General features: G+C 73.6%; 14 protein-coding genes. 10 read left to right on the top strand and 4 right to left on the bottom strand.

Annotation, left to right across the window (positions count from 1 at the left end; all coding sequences use genetic code 11):
- Positions 1-77: 77 nt before the first annotated feature.
- Positions 78-302 (top strand): cold-shock protein, encoded by a 225-nt coding sequence (locus AC07D6_RS14965; protein ID WP_315880366.1) that lies wholly within the window; start codon positions 78-80, stop codon positions 300-302.
- A gap of 319 nt (positions 303-621) precedes the next feature.
- Here AC07D6_RS14965 and AC07D6_RS14960 read toward each other — a convergent pair whose 3' ends face one another.
- Positions 622-2,043 carry an aldehyde dehydrogenase family protein gene (locus AC07D6_RS14960; protein WP_479044509.1) on the bottom strand — a complete coding sequence of 474 codons (1,422 nt, stop codon included), beginning with the start codon at positions 2,041-2,043 and terminating at the stop codon, positions 622-624.
- Positions 2,044-2,045: 2 nt separating this feature from the next.
- Positions 2,046-4,478, bottom strand: a complete 2,433-nt coding sequence (locus AC07D6_RS14955; RefSeq protein ID WP_479044507.1) for an aminotransferase class III-fold pyridoxal phosphate-dependent enzyme — start codon at positions 4,476-4,478, stop codon at positions 2,046-2,048.
- A gap of 608 nt (positions 4,479-5,086) precedes the next feature.
- Between AC07D6_RS14955 and AC07D6_RS14950 the strand changes: the two genes are divergently transcribed.
- The 6 genes from AC07D6_RS14950 (at position 5,087) to AC07D6_RS14925 (ending at position 12,818) form a co-directional block, all read left to right on the top strand.
- Positions 5,087-8,620, top strand: a complete 3,534-nt coding sequence (locus AC07D6_RS14950; RefSeq protein WP_479044505.1) for a hypothetical protein — start codon at positions 5,087-5,089, stop codon at positions 8,618-8,620.
- Between the two features lie 563 nt (positions 8,621-9,183).
- A complete protein-coding gene (locus tag AC07D6_RS14945; protein ID WP_315880362.1) occupies positions 9,184-9,588 on the top strand; it encodes a VOC family protein in 405 nt (134 codons plus the stop codon).
- 301 nt (positions 9,589-9,889) lie between these two features.
- A complete protein-coding gene (locus AC07D6_RS14940; RefSeq protein WP_479044502.1) occupies positions 9,890-10,483 on the top strand; it encodes an RNA polymerase sigma factor in 594 nt (197 codons plus the stop codon).
- The gene (locus AC07D6_RS14935; protein WP_479044500.1) at positions 10,480-11,286 is read left to right on the top strand and encodes an Ada metal-binding domain-containing protein; all 807 of its coding nucleotides are present in this window, start codon (positions 10,480-10,482) and stop codon (positions 11,284-11,286) included. The genes AC07D6_RS14940 and AC07D6_RS14935 overlap by 4 nt, the downstream gene beginning before the upstream one ends.
- Positions 11,287-11,326: 40 nt before the next feature.
- Complete coding sequence (locus AC07D6_RS14930) at positions 11,327-11,914, top strand: methylated-DNA--[protein]-cysteine S-methyltransferase (protein WP_479044498.1); 588 nt, start codon at positions 11,327-11,329, stop codon at positions 11,912-11,914.
- Between the two features lie 70 nt (positions 11,915-11,984).
- A complete protein-coding gene (locus AC07D6_RS14925; protein ID WP_479044496.1) occupies positions 11,985-12,818 on the top strand; it encodes a 2OG-Fe(II) oxygenase in 834 nt (277 codons plus the stop codon).
- A 349-nt stretch (positions 12,819-13,167) separates the two neighbouring features.
- On the opposite strand, the gene AC07D6_RS14920 is transcribed toward AC07D6_RS14925, so the two are convergent.
- Positions 13,168-14,877 carry an MFS transporter gene (locus AC07D6_RS14920; protein WP_479044494.1) on the bottom strand — a complete coding sequence of 570 codons (1,710 nt, stop codon included), beginning with the start codon at positions 14,875-14,877 and terminating at the stop codon, positions 13,168-13,170.
- Between the two features lie 246 nt (positions 14,878-15,123).
- Positions 15,124-17,853 (bottom strand): D-alanyl-D-alanine carboxypeptidase family protein, encoded by a 2,730-nt coding sequence (locus AC07D6_RS14915; RefSeq protein WP_479044491.1) that lies wholly within the window; start codon positions 17,851-17,853, stop codon positions 15,124-15,126.
- A gap of 178 nt (positions 17,854-18,031) precedes the next feature.
- Here AC07D6_RS14915 and AC07D6_RS14910 point away from each other — a divergent pair, with 178 nt between their 5' ends.
- The 3 genes from AC07D6_RS14910 (at position 18,032) to AC07D6_RS14900 (ending at position 20,374) form a co-directional block, all read left to right on the top strand.
- Positions 18,032-18,775 carry a GOLPH3/VPS74 family protein gene (locus AC07D6_RS14910; protein WP_315880356.1) on the top strand — a complete coding sequence of 248 codons (744 nt, stop codon included), beginning with the start codon at positions 18,032-18,034 and terminating at the stop codon, positions 18,773-18,775.
- 309 nt (positions 18,776-19,084) lie between these two features.
- Positions 19,085-19,978: a helix-turn-helix domain-containing protein gene (locus AC07D6_RS14905; RefSeq protein WP_315880355.1), complete on the top strand. Its 894-nt coding sequence runs from the start codon at positions 19,085-19,087 to the stop codon at positions 19,976-19,978.
- A 195-nt stretch (positions 19,979-20,173) separates the two neighbouring features.
- Positions 20,174-20,374, top strand: coding sequence for a DUF397 domain-containing protein (locus tag AC07D6_RS14900; protein WP_315880354.1), 201 nt, complete (start codon positions 20,174-20,176; stop codon positions 20,372-20,374).
- The last annotated feature ends 370 nt before the right edge of the window (positions 20,375-20,744 follow it).

The raw sequence follows: 20,744 nt of genomic DNA, 5'->3' as shown, positions 1-20,744 counted from the left end.
AGCGGGGCAGGGGGCGGTGATTTCCCGGTCGGGGCTCCCGATCCGTCGGCGCAGGTGGAACCCGTAAGGTTCCGTCCATGGTGACTGCGACTGTCCGCGAGTGGCACGACGAGGAAGGGTGGGGCGTCCTCGACTCCCCCGAGACCCCCGGCGGGTGCTGGGGCCACTACTCCCACATCCAGGCGGAGGGGTTCCGCACGCTGTCGCCGGGACAGCGGGTGCAACTCCAGTGGGAGGCTCCCGGATTCAAGCAGGACGGGTACGCCTACCGGGCGGTGAACATCGTGCCCCGCTCCGCCTGACGTCCCCGTCCGGCGTCGACGACGATGTACGGCATCTATAGCGGCGTCCGGCGTCGATAGCGGCGTCCAACGTCGACGGCGGCGTACGGCCGTGGCCCGCCCCGTGGCGGTGCCCGGTCGATCGGGCCCCTCCCGTCCGGTGGGCGGGAGGGGCCCGTGTCCGTGGTGCCCCGTGGCGCCGGGGGGCCGTCTCGTGGGCGGCTCCCCCGGCCGTGGGCGGCCCCCGGCGCGGCAGGTCCCCCGCCACGGCCGGTCTCCCGGCGCGGCAGGCACCCCACGGCGGTACGAGGGCTCCCCGACTGTTCTCGCCACGCCCCCGCTACGACACCGCCGGGACCGCCGGAGGTGCCGGAGCCGCCAGGGGCGCCGGGGCCGTGTGCGTGAACGTCTTGCTGCGCATGAGGAACTCACCGAGGTAGCCGTCGTTCGGCAGGCCGGGGACCAGCACGTGGGTCGGGTGGTCCCCGACGTGGAGGTTGCGGATCGTCGGCTCGTCGAGGAGGCGCCCGACCAGGTCCCGGTCGGACGTGAGCGCGGTGAGCACGATCGTGTCGCGCAGCGGGGCCAGGCCGTCGGCGCGGCTCCACGGCGCGACCCACACGCAGGGGAACGGCATCTCCAGACGTGCCTGCGGCGCGTCGGCACGGTCCAGTTGGAACACCGCCGGGCGCAGTACCGCGGAGCCGTCGCCGAGCTCGGCGGCGAGGCCGTCACCGCCGAGCCACGCCCTGGCCCCGGCGGCCTCGGCGTGCACGTACTTCTCCAGGAGCCGGGCGGCGTCCAGCCGCCGGACCGGCAGCACCGCCCGGTCGGACTCCGGTGGCAGCGAGGGCAGGCCGGCCAGCCGGTCGGCGACGGCCTCGGCCACCGGCGCCGGATCCCCTTCGACGAAGACGGCCGTCGCGTTCACGCACCCGGCTCCGGCCTGTTGGCCGATCGAGTCGACGATCGTGTCGAGGTGCCGGGTGAAGTCGGTGTCGGAGGTGATCAGGATCTTGGCCCGTCCCGGTCCGTGCGTCAGCACGGTCGTACTGGCCCGGTACTTGTCCACCACGTCGTCGCCGCCGTAGACCATGGCCAGGTCGGCGCCCCCGACCAGTTCGTCGGCGGTGCCGTGGTCGGTGGGCATGAGGGCGACCTGGTCCCCGCCGAACCCGGCCTCGTGCAGGGCGGTGACCAGTCGGTGCGCGCTCAGCGGCTCGCGGCGCGAGGGCCGTACCGCGACGCGGTAGCCAAGTGCCAGCGCCTCCGCCCACTGCACGTGGATCCCGGGGTGGTTGCCGGCGGTGAGGACGGCGAGCACGTCTGCGCGCCGGATCCACACCGCGGTGCCGGCGCCGTTCGACGGGTCCCGGCTGCCGCGCGGCCGGGCCTGGTGGGCGAAGCCGTACGCGCCGGCCAGGCCCGTCGCGGTGTTCCTCGTGGCCTCCCGCACGATCGGGATCGGCAGGCCGCTCACCCGGGCGACGGCGTGCTCGTACCGTTCGACGGACATCCCGCCGAGGGTGGCGGTGGCGAACAGCCGGCCCGCCTCGGCCAGGGCCGCCACCCGCTCGTCCAGCGGCGGCGTCTCCGCCCGCCGCAACGCCGCCAGGCCGCGCCGCACGTACAGCCGCGGCACCGTGCTCAGCTCCGCGACCGGCCGGCCGGTGACGTCGGTGACGACTTCCCTCGCCTGCGCCCGGTAGGGCCCGTTGGGCCCGAGGGCGTCGAGGTGGATCGGCGCCGGGGAACCGGGCATCGTCAGTACACCCCCTCGACGACGGTGGTGCCGCCGAACGTCGGGACCGGCTTGATGTCGGCGACCGCGTCGCCGCCGAAGCCCTCGGCGCCGGGCCGGCGGATCGCGGTGTCCCGTTCGAGGTTGTTGGGGATCAGCATGCTGCGGCTGAGGTGGTTCATGACCACCTGGCCGCGTTCGCCGTAGGGCACGGTCTCCCCGGTGTCCGGGTCGACGACCCTCATGCTGATGAAGGGGTACGGCGGGTCGAAGGTGGACGGCTCGTCCTCGGCGAGCCCCGCCCGCTCGTACATGCCGCCGCCGACCATGGTGCTCCCGTAGAAGCCGAGCAGCCGCGTCCCGGGGAACACCTCCGTGCGGAGCAGGCCGCGGGTGTCGACGCTCATCGAGGCGCCGCCCCAGATGAGGGTGTGGACCTTCCGGTTGACGAGCTCGGCCAGCTCCTCGTCGCCGGCCAGCGCCTCCAGCAGCGGCGGCGTGGTGAAGACGACCCCGACGTCCTGGCTCCGCAGGATCTCCCCGACCTGGTCGAGGACGTGTTCGAGGTACCTCTTCGTGTCCTCGGTCCTCCCCTCCGCGGCGCACTTCTTGGCCCAGCGCGGATCGAGGTCCAGGGTGAACGGGACGCCGCCCCGGCGGTGCGCCAGCGCCCGGCTCATGGGAGCGAACATGTGCGGTCCGCTCGGGCCGATCGTCAGCCAGTTCACCCCGCGGGGGACGCCGCGGGCGTCCAGGACCCCCGAGTGCCACGCGTTCAGCCGCTCGTGGAGGTCGGGGAGCCAGGCGATGCGCTTGGGCGCACCGGTCGTCCCGCCGCTCTCGAAGACGTCCAGCGGAATCGGTTCGTCCCCGTACCCCCGGGGGACGAGGTCCTCCACGCGGACGTCGCGCAGCTCGTCGACGACGTTCGGGAACATCGCCAGGTCGGCTTCGGTGCGGATGTCCTTGCGCGGGTCGAAGTCCAGGCTCTTGGCCCGCTCCAGCCAGAACCGGGAGCCGGTCTTCGGGTTGAAGTGCCACTCCATCGTGGCGGCGAGGAGTTCCGGCATCGAGGGCGGCTGCTCCCACGGCCGGTCGAGCACCGACGGGTCCGGTGCCGGCGCGGCCTTCCTCCTCCCCCGCCCGGTCGCGTACTCGGTGAGGACGTCGGTCACCGCCGCGGCCACCCGGTCCGCTTCGCCGCGGCTCATCACCAGCGGCGGGCTCACCAGGACGGTGTTCGGGTTGTTGCGGACGATGACCCCGCTGCGCTCCCGGACCAGCGGCGGCACCCAGCCGGCCGACAGCGGCTCCCCGGTGTCCGGGTCCTGGGTCAGCTCGATGCCGATCATGAGGCCGATCTGCCGCACCTCGCCCACGAAGGGCAGTTCTTCCAGCTCGCGCAGCCGGGCGCCGAGGTGGTCGCCGACCTCGACGGCGGCCGTGAGCAGGTTCTCCCGCTCCATGATGTCGAGGTTGGCCAGCGCCACCGCGCAGCCCGTCGCGTGACCGCTGTAGGTGTACCCGCCGATGACCCCCTCGTCGCGGGTGACGACGTCGACCACGTGGTCGGCCACCAGGAGCGCGCCCATCGGGAAGTAGCCCGAGGTCAGTCCCTTGGCGGTGACGATGAAGTCGGGCGTGACGCCCATCCGCCCGGCGGCGAACCAGTGCCCGGTCCTGCCGAACGCCGTGATGACCTCGTCGAGGATGAGGAGGATCCCGTGGGACGCCAGCAGTTCGCGGACCCGCGGCCAGTAGTCGCTCGGCGGTTCGATCACGCCGGCCACGCCGAGGATCGGCTCGCCGATCATGACCGCGATCCGCTCCGCGCCGATCTCCTCGATCGTCTCCCGCAGTTCGCGCAGGCAGAATTCGGTGGGGTCCTCGCCGCCGTACATCTCCGGGTGGAAGGGCATCGGCGGCGTCAGGTGCCGGACGTCGGGCAGCATGGGGCCGAAGCCCTGGTGGAACATGGGCATTCCGGTCGCCGCGGCGCCGCCGTACGAGATTCCGTGGTATCCGAAGTGACGGGAGAGGATCCACGTCCGCTCCGGCTCGCCGCGCCGGTGGTGGTAGAGCCGGGCCATCCGCAGCGCGGCGTCGACCGCTTCCCCGCCGCCGCTCGTGAAGTACACCCGCTCCATCGGGGAGGGCGCCAGGTCGATGAGGCGGTCGGCCAGCCTGATCGAGGGTTCGTTGGTGAACTCGTGGAAGCTGCTGAAATACTCCAGCTTCGCCATCTGCCCGGCCGCGACCTCGGCCAGATCACGCCGCCCGTGCCCGACGTGCGCGAGCAGGAGACCGCCGGTGGCGTCCAGGTACTCGCGGCCGTGCGCGTCGCGCAGGCGGCACCCGGAACCCTCCACCATGACGATTCGCTCGGTGGTGTCACCGCCCAGATGCGGATGGATCAATCGGGAGCGGTCCGTTTTCACCAGGGTTTCTGCGTCCACCAATGGTGCCGTCATTGCATTCAATGGCGTCATCGCGTCCTCACATCGACAAACGGCCGGAGGTTTCCTTCTGGTGTTCTTCGCGCGGACGCCAGTCTGCGTGAGGGAGAAGGGGGAAGTAACAAGTTCAAGTGGATAAATGACGGGTTCAAGTGAATGGGGCGTGCGGGGCGGGGATCGGCGGCGGCACCACCCCGGACTGGAATGGATCTTTCCACCCCGGAAATGATCTGCGTCCCATTCGGAAATGAATCGCTCCGCTTCCGCGAACGCGAACGTGAACGTGAGCGTGAACACGGTCGCGATCGTGGCCGTGGCCGTGGCCGTGGCCGTGACCGCGAATGCGCGGAAAGGCGCGCCCCGCGCCTCCGGTGAGGGGCGCCCGTCCCCGGCGCCGGTCGCGTCGACGACGCCGGGCAGCCGCGGGCCATGGGCCGTGGGCGTTCGGCGCAAGCCGCCCGGGCCTCCTCGATCGGCGCGAGCCACCCCGTCCCCCTCGAGGGCCGCGCTGCGGCGCCCGTGCCGCGCGTACCGCCGTCCGCGTACAACCAAAGGTCCGCGTGGACCGTCATGTTGGGGACGTGTCATGTACCCAATGGGGAGACCCCGTGATTCACCGCGCGCGAGCGACCCGAAGATCCGTGCCGCAGGCCACCGCGCTGCTGGCCGCCCTGGCCGTGCTGGTCTCGCTGTTCCTGCCGACCGGGACGGCCTGGGCAGCCGAGTCGGCCGCACCGGCCACGTCGGCGGCACCGGCCATGTCGGGCAAGTCGAGCGAATCGGCCGAGTCGGGCGCGGCCGGGGACTGCACCCCGCTGGCCACGGCGCCGCTGGGGGGCACCGGGGAAGCCCGGGCCGACGTGACGATCCCCGCCGGGGGCACCGCCTGCCTCACGGTCGACGTCGAGCGGCCCGGCATGCACCGGGTCATGTCGCGGGAGCTGACGCAGGTGTACGTCTCCGTCTTCGACGGCGACCAGCGCCTGGAGTGCTACGACCCCGCCTGGTACAGCCACGGCTGGTGCGACCTGCCCCGGACCGGCACGTACCGGATCGAGGTGCTGAACGACACCGTGACCGAGGTGCGGGAATCCGTCGTGGTCGTCCCGCTCGCCGTCGACGGGCCGTGCGCCGACGAGATCCCCACCTCCTGGGACTCGCCGGTGGTGACCGGTTCCGCGCCCGACGCGTTCGCGATCCTCTGCCACCGCGTCTCGGCGAAGGCGGGCGAGCGGCTCCTCGTGGAGGCGGGCGCCCACTACACCTCCACCGAGAAGTGGATCACCGATGAGAGCGGGGCCCGGATCTGCCCGCCGCGCTACGACGACGGCAGCACCGGCTGCGTCCTGCCCGGTGACGGCCCCTACCGGGTGTACGTCCGGGTCGGCTCGGCGGAGGCCGGTTTCCCCGCCGCGTACACGCTGAAGGTCCGCAGGCTCTCCGACCCGGCCGGCTGCGCGACCGTCCCGGTGAACGCGTACGGCTCGGCCCCGACCAGCGTGGAGCCCGCGGCCTCCTGCAAGCTGTTCACGGCCTCGCCGTCCGGCCGCTACGACGTGTACGAGACGGACGGGACCTCCCGTACCCGCCTGGCCGTGTACGACAGCGCCGGCCGGACCGTCTGCGAGTCGTGGCTGCTGTGCACCGTGCCGACCGCCGGCCAGTACACGGTCCTCACCGAGCGGCCCACGCTCATCCTCGACCGCGCGTCGTCCGCCGGGTGCCGCCCGACCGAACTCGGCGTCCACGAAGGCACGCTGAGCGTGCCGGGCGAGGTCGACTGCCTCACCCTGCCGCTGCCCGAGGGCGCCACCATGGCGGCGCTCACCGCGCTCAGCGGCACCAGTTTCGGCGCCGACCTCACCGTCTACGACGCCGACGGCGAGCACCGGTGCAGCAGTGACTCCCTGCGCGCCGGGACCTGCGCCCTCACCGGCCCGGGCCCGCACCAGGTCCTGGTCTCCACCGACAGCGAGAACCACCCGACCGGTTCCTACCGCTTCGCGCTGTACCGCACCGACGGAACGGGCGACGGCTGCCGGGTCTTCCCGGCCGGCGACTTCACCGCGGCCACCGCCTCGGCCCGGTTCGCCACCGGCGGCGGCGTCTTCTCCGACTGCCTGACCATCCCGGCGGACGACCACTCCACCGGCGAGAACATCCAGCTCCGGGCCGTGTCCGGCACCGCCAACGCCGAGTTCACGGTCCTGGACGCCAAGGGCAAGCAGGTCTGCTCCGTCTGGCCGCACCGCACCACCTGGACGCACTGCGCCCTCACCCCGGGCCTCGCCCACACGGTCCTGGCCACCGGCTCGACCGCCACCGCCGAGTACACCCTGACCCGCCGCGACGTCACCGCCACCGCCAAGGGCTGCGTCCCCACGCCGGCGACCGCCGTCGGGGGCCCGTCCACGGCCGGCGTCCCCGGCGCGCCGGGGACGCTCGTCTGCCACCAGGTCACCACGGCCGACGCCGCCGACACCCTCCACCTCGACGTGCGCGACCCGCTGGGCACCACCAACGTGGCGGCGCACGGCCCGGACGGCTCCGTCACCACGTGCCCGTTCCGCAACCGCGCCTGCGCGGTCACCGGCGCGGACCGGTACCAGGTCCTCCTCGCCGTGCCGTCGAACCTCAAGGCCGCCGACTCGTACCGCTTCGACGCGCAGCGCATCGCCACGGCCGCCGGCCCCGCCCCGGAGTGCGTCAAGGTCCCGAACATCACCTACGGGTACGGGCCGATCACCGGCACCCTGGACGAACAGCACACCGCGATCTGCGCCGAACTGCCCACCAGCTACCACGACTACTTCACTGTGAAGGTCTCCGACACGGCCGGCGCCGCGCAGACCGCCGTGCCCTCCCTGTACGACAAGGCCCTCACCCAGCGGTGCAGCGCCTGGTCCACGGGCGACCACTCGTGCGCCCTGTCCGGGTCGTACACCACGGAGACCGCCCCGAGCCTGTTCGTGCTCGGCCTGCCCGAGAAGGCGTCGCAGACGTCGTACCGGGCGCAGATCGTCTGCCCGTCGCGGTGCGGCACGGAGAAGGTGGGGGTCACCGAGGTCACCCCGGACACCGGCGTGACCGGCACCAAGGTCGCCGTCGCCGTGAAGGGCTCCGCCCTGCCCGACTCCACCAGGGTGGTCATCGCCTCCGGCGACCGCCGGGTCGAGGCCACCGGCGTGACCGTCGCCCCCGACCGGAGGTCCCTGACGGCCGTCCTGGACCTGGCCGGCGTCCCGACCGGGACCTGGTACCTGAGCGTCTACGCGAGCGGCATGCAGTTCGGTTCGCGGGCCTTCACCGTCACCCCGCAGGCGCCGCTGGCCAACACGGCCGCGCCGGTGGTCTCCGGCACCGCGCAGGCCGGTGCGACGGTGAGCGCGCAGCCGGGCGCGTGGAGCCCCGCGCCGACGTCGTACACGTACCAGTGGAAGGCGGACGGCGTCGCCGTCGCGGGCGCCACCGCGGCCACCTACGCCGTGCCGGCCGACCTGGTGGGCAAGCGGCTCTCCGTGACGGTCACCGCCCACCGGGCGGGCAACCTGAGCACCGCCGCGACCTCCGCCGCCGTCACGGTCGCGCCGGGGGCGGCTCCGCGGGCCACGGCCGCGCCGTCGGTGTACGGCACGGTGCGGGTCGGCACGCAGGTGTCCGTCCGGCCGGGCACGTGGTCGCCGGCGGCGACGTCGTACGCGTACCAGTGGAGGATCGACGGCGCCCGCATCAGGGGGGCCGGTGCCGCCACGTACGTGCCGACCGCGGCGGACCTCGGCAAGAAGCTGTCGGTGACCGTCACGGCGCACCGCACCGGACACCAGAGCGGTACCGCCGGGTCGGCGGCGGTCGTCGTCGCCCGGGGCGTCGCCCCGAAGGCCACGACCCTCCCGAAGGTCTCCGGTACGGCCAAGGTCGGCCGCACCCTGACCGCCGGCCGCGGCGCGTGGACGCCGGCCCCGACGTCGTACGCCTACCAGTGGTACGCCAACGGGCGCGTCATCACGGGGGCGACGAAGTCCACGTTCGTCCCCACCAGGGCCCAGCGCGGGACGCGGATCACCGTCCGGGTGACCGCCCACCGCACCGGCCACCACAGCGGTACGGCACTGAGCGCCGCCACGGCGGCGGTCGTCTCCTGAACGGGCGGGGGCCGGGCTTCCGGCGGGGGCCGGCTCCTGGCGGGGCCTGAGCTTCTGAGCGGGCCGGGGCCTGAGCTCCTGGCGGGCGGGGCTCGGGCGGTGACCGCCCGGGCCCCGATCCGTTTGGGCGTCGGGCCCCGGTCCGCTCCGCCGCCGAGCCCCGGTGCGTTCCGCCGTCGGGCTCCGGCGCGCGGCTCCTCCCCCGCCTGTGCCGCACGGCTCGTCCGGGGAGGCCGTCCGGAGAGGCGGGAAACTGCTCGAACCCGCCCGCCGGTGCCCCACCGCCTCCCCGCGCACCGCCCCGGAGGACCCGTCATACCGGAAACGGCCCGGGAGCCGGTTCGTCCCGCAGCGGCGGCCCGGCGCGTCGGTACAACGGCCGGGCACGGCGGCCCGGCGCAACGGCCCGGCGCGGTGGCGGTTCCGGTCGGCCTCGAACGGCAGGCGCCCGGCCTCCGGAGGGACGGCCACGGCCGCCGCGCCGCGCGCGCCGCTCCCCGCACGAGGCGCGGCGGTTGGGCGGACCGCTACCGTCCGAGCCCGTGAGCTGCGAGGATCCGGGCATGGCGAGTGCTCGGCTGGAGATCAAGGACGTCATCATCGACTGCGTCGACCCGGAGCGGCTGGCGTCGTTCTGGGCCGAGCTCCTGGGGAGGCCGGTCGCGGGCAGGACGGGGCCCTACGTCTGGCTCGCGCGGGGCACGGGGCCGGGGGTGGGCTTCCAGAGGGTCTCCGGGCCGAAGGCCGGCAAGAACCGCGTCCACCTCGACCTCTCCTCGCCGGACCCGGCCTCCGCGCAGGCGCGGATCGAGGCGCTGGGGGGCCGGCGGCTCGACCGGTACGCGACCGGCGGCTTCCTGGTCATGGCCGACCCGGAGGGGAACGAGTTCTGCGTCATCCCGCCCGGGCCGTTCGAGGTCGACGACGACGGGCACACCGACTACCTCGACGGGGACGGCGGCGCCTGAGCCCGGCGGCCATCACCCGCCCCGGACCCGGCCCGCCGCGCCCACCGGGGTCCTGGCGGCCGGTCCGCGGGCCGTAGGCCGCGCGGCGCGGAGCCGCCCGGGACGCGCGGGGCGGTGGTCGCCGGCCGAGGGCCCCGGCCCGGGAGGCGGGCCAAAGGTCCCGGACCGGGAGGCCGTGGAGGTCCCGGCCCGGGAGGCCGTGGAGGTCCCGGACCAGGGCGCTGACCACCCCGGCCCGGGCCGATGCCGCCGGCCCGGCGTTCCTGCAACCCTTCCGTCCGGGGCGGTGTTCTCTTCAGTGATGGACGAAAAGGCCGAGCAGCAGTTGACCGACCTCCTGGCCGCGGACCTGGACGGTGGGTTCACCGAGCTGGTCCGGGTGCACGGGAGAGCGGTGTACACGTTCCTGCTCCGGGTCTCCGGCTCCGCGACCGAGGCCGACGACCTGGGACAGGACGTGTTCCTGCGCGCCTACACGGCATTACAGGGGTACGACCCCGAGCGACGGAGGGAGCTGAAGCCCCGTGCCTGGTTGCTGACCATCGCCACGAACGTGTGGCGCAACCACGTGCGCACCTGCACGCGACGCCCTGCCCTGGCGGGGGTGTCCGTGGAGGACGCCGCCGGTTCCTGGGCCGACCACAGGCCCGGGCCGGAGGAGCGCGCTGCGCTGGTCGACGACCGGCAGCGTCTGGTTACCGCACTGCTGGAGTTGCCCGAGCACCACCGGATAGCGGTCGTGCTCCGCCATGTGATGGGGATGAGCTACGCGGAAGTGGCAGAGGTGCAGGGGTGCGCGGTCGGGACGGCCAAGGCACAGGTGTCCAGAGGGTTGAGAAGTCTCCGACAGCTACTGGATCCGGAGGTACCCGTGTTGGAGGAGGTGACGACGTGAAACAGAGTGACCACGAGGCGCTGACCCGTCTCGAACGGGCAGCGGGCGACCTGATCGGACTCGCCGTAGACCCTCCGGATGACTTCGCCCTGCGCGTGCTGCGGCGCGTCGGCATCCAGCGTGAGCAGTACGACACGTACGTCCGCCTCGAAACGCCCGCCGGCGGCCTGTTCGTGGCCGCGGGGCCGCACGCCGTGACGGGTGCCGCGCTCGACTCGACGGGGCTCACGGCGACGGCCTTCGAGGAGCTGCACCGCGTGCGTACGCACCGCTCGGCCATACGGTCGGCCAAGCCGTTCCCGGGAGTCGTCCCCGCTCTGCGGACCGGGCGGGCGGGGAGGCTGCCCGTCGACCTGTCCGGCCTCACCGCGGCCGAGCGGGCGGTACTGGAAGCCGTACGGACCATTCCGGCAGGGCAGTTGAGACCCGTGGTCTGGATCGCGCGGGAAGCCCGGGTCCCGACGACCACGGTGGTCGGTGCCCTGGCGAGGAACCCGGTGCCCGTGCTGGTCCCCTCCCACCGTGTGACGCACGACGGCGGCGCCCCCTGCGACGCCGACCTCGTCCCCGGTGCGGGGGACGCGCTGCGCGCCGCGGAGGGGATCGACCTGGAGAGGGTCACGGAGCTCCGCCGCGGCGGGGTGGTGTTCCTCGGCAGCGACACCACGCGCATCTACTGCCATCCGACCTGTGCGCACGCCCGCCGCATCGTCCCGCGCCACCAGGTCCCGTTCCGTACGGCGCACGAGGCCGGCCGGGCCGGGTACCGCGCGTGCAAGAGCTGCCGGCCCGTCACCGCGTGACACGGGTCCGGCAGAAACGACGAACACTACGGAGTTCCCCATGCGAACCACCAGCTACCCCGCCACCGTTACCGCCGCTACCGCCACCGTCACCGCCGCCGTGGCGGTGCACGCCACGCCCCTCGGGCCGCTCGTGCTGGCGGCCACGGGCGAGGCGCTCGTGCTGTGTTGCTTCGACCCGCCCGAGGCGGCCGTGGAACGCGCGAGGAGATCCGGGTTGCCCACGACGGAGGAAGGGGAGGCCACAGCGGCGCAGCGACGGGTGCTGGACGAGGCACGGACGCAACTCGACGCCTACCTGAGCGGCGGGCGCCGCGACTTCACCATGCCGATGGACCTGCGGCTCGCGACGCCGTTCAGCCGCCGGGCCGTATCGATACTCGGGGAGTTCGTGCCGTACGGGCGGACCGCGACGTACGCGCGGCTCGCCGAGGCCCTCGACCGGCCGCGGGCCGCCCGGGCGGTCGGGACGGCGCTGGGCGCCAACCCGCTGTGCGTGGTGCTCCCGTGCCACCGGATCGTCAGCTCCACGGGCGGCCTCAACGGATACGCGGGCGGCCTGGCAGCCAAGCGGTACCTCCTCGACCTCGAAGCGGCGGCCCGCCCGGCGGACCGTCTGCCTCTGTGACCGGCGGGCGCCGGCGGACTTCCCCGCCGCCGGAGCCCGCCACCTCCTTCCGACCCGGAGAGTGGAGCACGTGAGCGCCTACGAAACACCGCACCTGCCCGGCCTGACCCGCGCGGCCCCGCCCCCACCCGTGACTCCACCCGTGACTCCGCCCGTGTCCCCGGCCGCACCCCCCGTCGACGCCGCCCGCCGGGGCGCCGGCGGCGGACTCCTCGCCCTCCAGAGCCTCGACTGGTCCGCGCTCACCGCCGAGCTGGACGAGGAAGGAGTGGCCCTGACCCCGCCGCTGCTGTCACGGGACCAGTGCGCGCGGCTCCGGGAGCTGTTCGACGAACCCGAGCTGTTCCGCAGTACGGTGACGATGGCGCGGCACCGCTTCGGCGAGGGACGGTACCGCTACTTCGCCCACCCCCTGCCGGACCTCGTGCAGACGTTGAGGCAGCGGCTCTACCCGCCGCTCGCGCACATCGCCAACACGTGGGCGGAGCGACTGGGAGAGCCCGGGTTCCCCCACGACCACGAAGACCTCGTCGCGGCCTGCGCCGCCGCCGGCCAACACCGCCCGACCCCCCTGCTGCTCCGGTACGAGCCGGGCGGCTACAACTGCCTGCACCAGGACGTGTACGGGGAGCTGGCGTTCCCCCTGCAGGTAGCGGTGATGCTGGACCAACCGGACGAGGACTTCACCGGCGGTGAGAGCGTGTTCGTGGAACAGCGGCCGCGCGCCCAGTCACGCCCCATAGTCAAACGGCCCCGGCAAGGCCAGGGCATGATCTTCGCGGTCAGCAACCGCCCGGTCCGTTCGGTGCGCGGCTGGAGCCGGGTGACCCTGCGGCACGGGGTGAGCGCCGTGCACAGCGGACAGCGGCACGTGCTGGGTGTGATCTTCCACGACGCCCGGTGAACGGGCGGCTACGTCCGGACCAACCGCCGACCAGACACGGTTCCCGTCTCCCCGCCACAGCGAGCCACCGCTCCTGACGCAAGCCCTGGTCCTTCGCGGCCACCCGCGCCGCCCCGGGCCCCGACTCCGCCCCCGATCCCGGGCCCCGCCCCCGACTCCGGCCTCGGCCCCGGCCCCGACTCCGGCCCCAGCCCCCGAAACTGCCCCTCCCGCCGGAGAATCACTGGAGATCCACACCACCACGCCCGCATACGGTCGCTTCGCGAAGACGCACGGCATTCAAGGCTTGGCTTCGCACCACGGTCAACCCTGCGGCCCCTCTGTCTGGCAACAAATGTGCCAAGGGCCCTCAGTCGGGTGCCGCGGGGCAGGGAGTGCCCCGCGGGAAGAGGGTGTACGGCGAGGCCAGGTGGTAGGTCCCCGCCGAGGGGACCTGGAGTTCCGTCCACTCGTCGCCGTCCGCCGTACGTGCGGACTTGCGGAGGCAGGGTGCGCGCCCGGCGTCCCCCGGCGGTGCCAGGCGGTCGCCCTCCTCGTCCACCAACGACAGCCAGGGCGAGTGCGGGATCCTGACGAGGACCGTGCCCGGCTTGTCCACGCGGAGCGTCACGCGGTCCGCCGCCGCCCGGTCGACCGTCGCCGCCGGGCCCGCCAGGGGCGTCGCGTCACGGACGGAGAAGAGGCGCCAGTGCGCGTCGGACCACACCAGGTCCAGGTACGGCAGGCCGCCCTCGATCAGGGCGGTCTCCTCGCGGGCGCCCGTGTCGGGCGTGCCGGTCGGCAGGACGACGTACCGAACGGCCCAGCGGTCCAGCCAGGCGCGGTAGTTCGCGGCGGTCAGGGAGCCGTCGTAGAAGACCGGGTTGCGTTCCAGGTCGGCCTGGCGGTTCCAGCCGCGCGCCAGCGTGACGTACGGGGCGAGCGCGCTGGACTCGCGGTGGCTGCGGGCCGGGACGACCTCCACGCGGGCCCGTTCGGCGCCCCGTCGCTCCAGCTCGTCGAGCAGGGGCCGCGCCGCGTGCTCCGCCCAGGACGCGTGGGGCGTGGTCACCAGCACGTCGTCGACGCTCTTGAAGCCGACCCACCCGTGGAACACCACCAGTGCGGCGAGCAGCCCGTACCGGACCTGCCGCGACGCCGCGTACGGCACGGCGGCCAGCAGCACCACGCCCGCGAACAGCATCGGCAGCCGCGTCACGTTCGAGCCGATCTGCGAGTCGACCAGCCAGGTGAGGAGCGTGCCGACCGCGTACACGGCGGACGCCGTACGGACCGTTCGCCACGACCGGTCCGCCGCCAGCAGGCACAGCACGCCGAACGCCAGCGGCAGCAGCACCGTCCCGAACGCCATCGGCTGCGTCCCCGAGAAGGGGAACAGCAGGGCCGACGCGGCGACCACCAGGACCGGCGGCACGCCCAGCGCGTACGCGGCGGGGCGCCGCCCGCCGAGGAACAGCGCCGCCGCGACGACCCCCACGAACAGTCCCGCGACCGGGCTGGCCGCCGTCGCCGTCCCCGCCAGGAGCGCCGCGGTGGCGCCGCGTACCGCGCGGTTCGGGCGCGGGCCGCGCGGCCGGGGCCACCGGCCGCAGAAGACGACGGCCACCGCGCCCAGCGCGAACGCCAGGCCCAGCCCGAACGTCACCCGCCCCGACAGGGCGTTGCACAGCAGCGCGAAGACCGCGGCCAGCGAGCAGGCGAGCGGGTTGCGGACGGCCCGCGTCCGCACCAGGACCAGCGCGGTGAGCGCCGCGGAGGCCGTCCCGGCGGCCATCATCGTCGCCCGCACGCCGAACAGCGCCATCACGTACGGCGAGAGCGCGCTGTACGAGACGGTGTGCATCCCGCCGTACCAGGAGAGGTTGTACGCCGAACCGGGGTGCCGGTCCGCGAAGTCGGCCCACGCGTCCTGCGCCGCCAGGTCACCGCCGCTGTTCGCGACGAACAGGAACCAGCCGGCGTGCAGGACCGCCGCGAGGACCGCCGCCGTGACGACGACACCGACCGGCCCGACCCACCGGATCCGCCCGGCCGATCCCGTCGACCCGGCCGGTCCCATCGACCCCGACGACCCGGCCGACCCCGTCGACCCGGCCGATCCCGTCGACCCAACCGGCCCGGCCCGTCCGGCCGATCCCGTCGGCCCGGGCGTCGGGAGCCCGGCGCGGAGCGCTGACCGGCGTCCGGCGCGGCGGCGCCACCCGCGCGGGGCGGGCGGTTGCGTGGTCGTCACTCGTCGGCTCCCTGTCCGGTACGGGCGAGGGCGCCCCGGTGTCCGGGGCGCCCCGACGCCGCGTGGTGTGCGTCAGCCGATGCGCGTCAGCTTCGCGCCGAAGCCCGGCTCCTCCAGGTCCCGCTGGAGCGCGACGGGAACGCCGACCCGGCCCTCGCCGGAGCCGACCGCCAGCTCGCCGACGACCGTGCCCTCGGCCGCCGCGCCCGGCACTCCGCCCTTGCCGTCCTTGCCCTCGGTGAGCTTCAGCTCGACCTCCAGACCCGCCCAGCCGACCGGCTTCAGGTCCTTCGTCGCGACGACCGGGGTACGGCCGCCGAGGCCGTCGTCGACGTATCCGACGACGTCGCCCTTCTTCACGGCCGTCGCCGAGACGACACCGTCCTGCGCGGCCTTGATGAGGCCGTAGCTGTACGTCTCGACGGCGAGCTTCGTCCTCTCGGAGAGCGTCACGCCGGACTTGACGTTCATCACGACGCCGATGACGCGCCGCACCTCCCCGTCGACCACCGTGTTCGCGGACCACAGGAGGTTGCCGCCCGCCGGGGTGGACGTACCGGTCTTGATGCCGTTGACACCGTCCTTGAGCAGGATCGTGTTGCCGTTCTCCAACTGCCGCCCGATCTGCGGCAGGTTCAGGTTCGGCATGTCGACGATCTCGCGGAACACGTCGGACCTCATCGCCGCCTTCGCCAGCTTCAGCTGGTCCTTGGGCGTGGAGACGGTGCCCTTGTCGAAGCCGCTCGCGTCCGTGTAGACCGTGCCGGTCATGCCGAGGTCCTCGGCGGTGGCGTTCATCTTCTTGATGAACGCCTCCTCCGAGCCCGCGTCCCAACGCGCCAGCAGGTGGGCGACGTTGTTCGCGGAGCGGACCATCAGCAGTTGGAGCAGCTCGCCCTGCGTGTACCGCTGGCCCTTCTCGACCGGCGCGGTGGACCAGTCGGGGTTGCTCGCCTGGTCCTCCGTCTTCTGGTCGATCTCGATCTTCGGACCGGAGTCCTTGTCCTTGATCGGGTGGTCGCGGAGTATCACGTACGCCGTCATCACCTTGGCGACGCTCGCGGTCGGCGCGGGGGTCTGCGGCCCGTACGTGCCGACCACTCCGACGCCCTCGACCTCGACGGCGCCCTGGCCCTCGGTGGGCCACGGCATCTTCAGCCGACCGCCCTCGAAGGTGTACGTCGCGTCGGCGGAGAGCGTCAGCGACGGGTCGGGCAGCGGGCGGAGCAACTGCACGGTCGCAAAGACGATCAGCAGGAGGACGACCAGAGGCGTCCAGATCTTGACGCGGCGGACCAGCGTGCGGACCGGGGTGTCCGGCGGGGGCGGCGTGTTCGTCAGCTCCGCCAGCAGGTCGAGCGGCGGACGCGGCGGCATGGGCTGCTGCTTGGTCCGCTCCGCCTCGGTGAGGGACGGCGGGGTGACGGCCGCGGTCACCTCGGCGTCGTCGAGGGCGGTGTCGGCCGCCTCGGCGGACGCGGTGCGGGAGCCGGTGCCGGCCGCCTCGGCGGTGGCCGCCGCGGTCGCGGTGGCGCGCGCGGAGGCGGTCCCGCCGGTCTTCGCGGTGCGGGTCGCGGCCGCGGCGGGACGTACGTCGTCGGAGCGCAGCGGAACGAACGTGCCGGGCCGCTCGCCGTCACCGTCCGCGCCCGCCGCCCACTTGGGCGTGGGCTTCCCGTCGACCGGCTTCCCCTCGGCCCCGGACGGGAGCGCCTTGAGCGCGGTGGTGGGCTGGTCCACGGCGGGAGCGGCGCCGTCGCGCTTCCCGGGCGCCTTGAACACGGCGGTGGGCTGGTCCACGGGCCCGGCCCCGGATCCGGCCTCGGCCCCCGCCTCGGGCTTCGCCCCGGCTCCGGACTCGGCCTCCGTCTTGGACTCAGACTTCACCCCGGACTCGGCCTCGGCCTCCGCCCTGGACCCAGGCTTCGCCCCGGCCCCGGGCTCCGCCCCGGACTCGGCCTCGGCCTCCACCCTGGACCCAGGCTTCGCCCCGTTCCCAGATCCCGCCTCGGACTCGGCCTTCGTCCCGGACTCGGGCTCCTCGGCCGCGTCCGTTCCGGAGTCGCGGGTCGGCTCCGACACGTCGGAGGTCCCCGCCCCGGATGCCTTCGCCGCCCGGGAGCCGGCCGTGGTGCCGCTCGCGGTACGGAGCTTCCCGGCCGCGTCCGCGCCGGCCGCCTCGGGTGCCCCCGCGTCGCCGCGCGCCCCGGAGACCGGGGAGGCCGCGTCGTCCCGCCCGCCCTCGGCCGCCGGGTCCGTTTCGTCCTCGTCCTCGTCCTCGCCCTCGACTTCGTCTTCGTCTTCGTCGGGCGTCTCACCGGCACCGGAGTCGTCGGAGTCGTTGTCGGAGTCGTCATCGGAGTCGCCCGGGGCGCGGGACGGCCCGGGGACCGCCGTCACGCCGGACGGCCCGGACGCCCCGTCCTCGCCGGACGACGCGTCGGTCACGCCGGAAGCACCGGCGTCATCGGAAGCACCGGCCTCATCGGCGGAGGAGGGCCCGTCAGGCTCGTCGGAGGTGGAGGGCTCGTCGGCCGGGGTGGCGGGCTCGGGGTCCGATTCCTCCGAGGTCTCCACCGGCTCGGCCGTCACGGCCTCTTGGCGCTGGGCGATCAACGACGGCTTCGCGGGGCGCGGCTCCGTCGTCTCCGCGGTCGGCTTCGGGGCCTTGAAGACCGCCGTCGGCTGGTCCACTCCGGCCGGGGTCGCGTCGCCGACGGCGAGCCGCGGATCGCGGCCGCCGGCCGCCCTCTCCCCCGGAGACCTACGCTGCTCCGACTTGTCGGGGGACTCGCCCGCCACCGTGCCTCCTCAACCAACGCGTTGTCCGAACCATGTACCAGTGTCCTGTGTGAGCGCTTGGCTCCCGTGCAAGACGAGAACGACATACCTACTGGTTCCCGTACGAAGCACCCGGGTGCTCTCGACAGATGAATGTGAGAGGGGTCACCCTGTCATTCATCCACGCGGGGAGGCATGGATGGGCAGGAGCCGCAGAACACTTCCGGAGGAGCTTCTGCTGCTCGCTCTGGACCCGGCCACGGGTACCACAGCGCAGCCGCAGTCGCTCGACCTCGGTCTCGCCGGAGCACAGCTAGTGGAGCTGGCTCTGGCAGGACGGATAGCCCCTGACGGGGATCGTATCGCCGTGGTGATGCCACGGCCGACAGGAGATCCGACGCTGGACTCCGCACTGGAACTGCTGCGCAGGCGCGGCAGTCCGGTACGGGCCGTCCACTGGATAGGCGGGCCCCGGCTGGGGCTGCGTCAGACGTACCTCTCGCACCTGGAGCGCTGCGGCATGGTCCATGCCGTGGAGAGCCAGATGTGCGGGGTGCTGCCGACGACCCGCTACCAGGCGACGGACACGGCCATCAGCCGGGAGATCAGGGCCCGGCTGGACAGCGCGATCCGCACCGGTGTGCCGCCGGACCCGCGGACCGCCGCACTGGCCGCGCTCGCGCACGCGGTGGGTCTCGGCAAGCACCTGTACCCCGGGAACGAGGGGCGCTCGTCGCGCTCCCGGCTCCGGGATCTGATCCGGCACGACCCCATGGGCGGTCTCGTGGCGCACGCCGTGATGGACGTCCAGAACGGCGTGGGCGCGCAGCCGCGCCGTACCGCCGCACAGGGAGGCAACAACGGCCGCCAGGCCGCCGCCGCCCCGTTGCGGTCCCCCTCGCGGCCCGGGCCGGGTTCCATGGCCCAGGTCGCCGCCCACTGAGCCTCGACGCGTTCGAGCGCCCCGGCGGGCCCGCGGCGACACCGCGCCGCAGCACCACGCAGCACCGCAGCACCACCCGTAGGGGGAGCGCCACGCCCGTACGGCACCTCCGTCCGACCCGGCCCCCACACGGGCCGGGTCGGGCGTCACACCGGACGAGCGGGGCGGCCACCGGCCGCCCCGCGCGTTCGCGGTCGCTCACCCGTGTGGCAATTCTCCAGCGCGGCACGTCCTTTGGTGGCAGTCTGCTGAGCAGTAGACACACAGAGCAACGCCAGCAACAGCCAGGCAGCCGGAGGTGCAGTTCCCGTGGCGTCCAATGTCAATCCCACCGTCAGGCGACGCAGACTGGGCATGGAGCTCCGCCGGTTGCGCGAGCAGAAGGGCATGACGGCGGAGGAGGTGGCGGAGCGCCTGCTGGTCTCGCAGTCGAAGATCAGCCGCCTCGAGAACGGCCGCCGCTCGATCAGCCAGCGCGACGTGCGCGACCTGTGCGGGGTCTACGAGGTCGAGGACCGGCGGATCGTCGACTCGCTCATGCAGATGGCGAAGGATTCGCGACAGCAAGGTTGGTGGCACGCCTTCGGCGACATCCCGTACAGCGTGTACATCGGTCTGGAGACGGACGCCGCGTCGCTGCGCGTGTACGAGCCGCAGGTCGTGCCCGGACTGCTGCAGACCCGGTCGTACGCGCAGGCCGTCATCACCGGCGCGCTCCCGGAGGTGCCCGCCTCGGAGATCGAGAAGCGGGTGAACGTCCGTACGCGCCGCCAGGACCGGATCAACGACGCGGAGAAGCCGCTGCGGCTCTGGGCGGTGATCGACGAGGGCGCGCTGCGCCGGGTCGTCGGCAGCCGCGAGCTGATGGTGGCGCAACTGGAGGCGCTGATCGAGCAGTCGCACCTGCCGCACGTCACCGTGCAGGTGCTGCCGTTCGAGATGGGCGCGCACACGGGGATCAGCGGGCACTACGCGATCCTGGAGTTCCCCGACGCGACCGACTCGTCCGTCGTCTACATCGAGGGCGTGACCAGCGACCTGTACCTGGAGAAGCCGAACGACGTGCAGCGGTACACGGTGATGTACGAGCACCTGCGCGCCCAGGCGCTGGGGGTGGAGCAGAGCCGGCGGTTCATGGCGAGGATCGCGAAGGACCACGCGGAGAGCGAGCCGCCTGCCTTGCCCGGGTTCGTCCGGGATTGACGGATGCGCTGCTGGAGAAGCCGGCACGGTACAGCGTGGCCGGCCACCAGCGGAAGGCCATGCCGGGGCACGCCATCCGGTCGAGTGAACGACGGTGCCGGGCCGGGAGGCCGGGCCGGTAGCGTCGATCACGCCAGCCTGAAGGGTTGGCGTGGCTGCCAGTCAGCCACCACCAGCCAGAACCGGAGCTAGATCATGGCCATTATTCAGGGCGCCACGGACACCTGGACGAAGTCCTCGTACTCCGGCGGGAACGGCGCGTGCGTCGAGGTCAAGTCCCCCGTCGTCGCGTCGATCGCGGTCCGCGACTCGAAGGTCCCGGCGGGCCCGTCGATCACCTTCGTGCCGGACGCGTGGAACGCGTTCGTCCGCGAGGTGAGCACCGGCTCCTTCTGAGCCTGACGCCCTTTCCCCGCACTGCGCGTGAGCCCTCTCGACTGGTCCGCCGTCCCGGCCGAGGGGGCTCGTCCCTGTCCGGGCCCGCTGCCGGAACGGCCACCGGGGCCCCTGCCGGGCCCGCTCCCGCGAGCCGCTCCGGGGCTGCTCCCGGATCCGCCCACGGAGTCGCTCCGGGGCCGCTCCCGGGTCCGTTGCCGGCCCCACCCCTCGCCGGTTCCCCACCGGCTCCTTTTCCGGACCTTTCCGTACGGACGGTCGACATACCGGTGAGTACCCGGCAGGGTGGCCCGTGAGTGGCACCGCCGGGTCCCGCCTCCCCGCTCCGGACCCCGGCGCTTCCGCGCACCCCTCCGCCCTGCCCTGCCCC

This window comes from Streptomyces sp. NPDC045287 (genome assembly GCF_056432325.1).
The sequence above is the reverse complement of the archived record's forward strand: the minus strand, read 5'-3'. Positions and strand labels throughout refer to the sequence as shown.